Genomic DNA, 2248 nt, shown 5'->3' with positions numbered 1-2248 from the left:
TAGATAGTCTAAATGAAAGCTCATCACTCTAACTGTATTGGTTGATCTATTTTACACCATAAAGTCAGGAGAGCCTAAAAAACTCCACCTCATAGATAATTGCAGTCTCATCATAGGATGTGGTTTTGCTCTCTGGTTCGGGTTCGGCTAATATTCCCTGTGTACCCAAAGCTGTACTTAGCAGTACCTGCTTCACCAGGTTAGGAGGGCTATCGTAGGAAAAGCCAATATTGATGCGTTGGTTGTAAATGCGTTCTGGTTAGCTGTAATTATGAATTATTTCTTTTCCAACAAATTGATGGGGAACGATAATCACCTGTCGCTGGAGAGTTAGCAGGCGAACAGAGCGCCAATTGATATCAACTACCTGACCTTCGATATCTCCAATGCGCAACCAATCACCCACGCTGAAGGGGCGTTCCAGAAGCAGCGCAATGCCCGACATGATGCTGCCCAATGTGTCCTGAAGCGCCAAACCGATCACGATCGAGCTAACGCCCAATCCCGTAGCAAGACCCGCCAAATCTGCACCCCACACCGCCGCCAGTACGATCGCGCTTCCCACAAGTACCAAAAACAACCTAGAAAGATCGACCAGCAGTTTTGGCATCCGTCCCCGCCATGTATTTGCCTCAGCTTCTTCAAACAAAATCACATTAAACAGCGAGAGAGAAGCGTAGATAACAGATATCCAAAACAGGGTTTCGACGACCTTTGCAAAATTCCCGTTAACGTCAAACCTCACGACATTTCTGATTAAAAGCATCAGCATTAAGACTGGCAGGACGAGGTTTTTTACAACCTGCAGCGTAGCCGCCAGCGGTCTACCGCGCCTTTGTAGATGATAAATAACTTCTCCTAGTAAAACTACTAAGAGTGGGAACCCTAATCCGACAATTACCGCCCAGGTTTGCCAGTCGTTTGAAAAGCTTAAATTACTCATAAACTTCTTCCTCTCGAACACTTACGGTCAGCTTAGAACTTTTGACTTGCCAAGCCACTAGCTTTTCTTTTCCAGGTTCTTGAATTTCACCAACCAGCTCAAAATCGTAGATATCGTGCAGGCGCGAGCAGATGTCCTGAGAAACTAAGATCGAGCCGGGGGGACAAGCCGACTTCAACCTATTGGCAATATTTACAGTATCGCCCCAAACGTCGTAGAGCAATTTATTTTTGCCAATCACGCCTGCGAGCGCATCTCCTGAATTGATGCCGATCTGCAGGTCTAGATGTAAGTCTTTTTCATAACTAAATCGGCGGACAAACGACAGCATTTCCAAAGCAAAATCTAGCGTGCGTTTGTCATGATCCAGACGCGGCATACCAAGCCCGCATACAGCCATGTAACCGTCACCAATAATTTTAATCTTCTCTAGACCGTATTTATCTGTCATTTCATCAAAGCCTGTTACCAGTTCATTAAGCAAGCCAACAACCTCTTGAGGGGACATTGATTGAGCGAGCTTGGTGAATTGGTGGAGGTCGGAAAACAAGACTGAGACATTAGAAATCTGCTCGGCAATTTCTCGCTCGCCCTGTTTGAGGCGTTTGGCGATTGCGGGACTAAATATATTTAAGACTAATGCTTCATTTTCGCGATTTTTCTGTTCGATTAGTTGAGTTTCGCCACGAAGGCTGGCTATCGTTTGGTTAAATGACTTAGCCAACTCTCCAAATTCATCTTGCGAACCGGATTTCACAACCGCGTCAAATTCCCCAGATCCCACCTTACGAGCGCTTTTGATTAAAGTATTGATGGGTTTGACAAAAATTGAGGTCAGCCAAATCGCAACAAGCGTGATTAGCGCGATGATTATAGTAACTCCAATCGCAACTTTTTTTTCAAACGAGTGAATTGAGGCATAGGCTTCAGAAACATCAATCTCCGCCACGATCACCCACCTCAATCCATCAATCTCTAGTGGAGCATAAGAACTCAAAACTGGAATATTACGATAATCGTCGATCACCTGCGTACCCTGTTTTCCAAACAACGCTTCCTTTACTGCTTTTGTTTGCACTTCCTGTAGGAGGATTGTAGTATTGAACTCTTTAATTTTCTTGATGGTCTTTTCGTCAATGCCGATCGAGCGTAGAGTTTTTGCATGACCTTCTGGATCTTCAATCTGGAAACGAGAGGCAGAGCGCATTAAATAATCCGACCCAACCAGATAAGGAATGAAAATTTAATAACACAAGCAAGGTATAATAAACAAATGAGTGAATATCAATGTACTTGACATTTCAT

Annotated in this window: 2 protein-coding genes; both read right to left on the bottom strand. The window is 44.2% G+C overall.

All coding sequences use genetic code 11. The features are described 5' to 3' along the window. Window positions 1-259: 259 nt before the first annotated feature. Window positions 260-943: a mechanosensitive ion channel domain-containing protein gene (locus tag QUA54_RS34000; RefSeq protein WP_333419405.1), complete on the bottom strand. Its 684-nt coding sequence runs from the start codon at window positions 941-943 to the stop codon at window positions 260-262. Beyond that, a complete protein-coding gene (locus tag QUA54_RS33995; protein WP_333419403.1) occupies window positions 936-2150 on the bottom strand; it encodes an adenylate/guanylate cyclase domain-containing protein in 1215 nt (404 codons plus the stop codon). The genes QUA54_RS34000 and QUA54_RS33995 overlap by 8 nt, the downstream gene beginning before the upstream one ends. Window positions 2151-2248 lie beyond the last annotated feature (98 nt).

This window comes from Microcoleus sp. MOSTC5 (assembly GCF_036701825.1).
In the GTDB taxonomy this organism is placed as follows: domain Bacteria; phylum Cyanobacteriota; class Cyanobacteriia; order Cyanobacteriales; family Microcoleaceae; genus Microcoleus; species Microcoleus asticus.
Note: the sequence above shows the minus strand (reverse complement) of the source record. Positions and strands in the feature narration are given on the sequence as shown.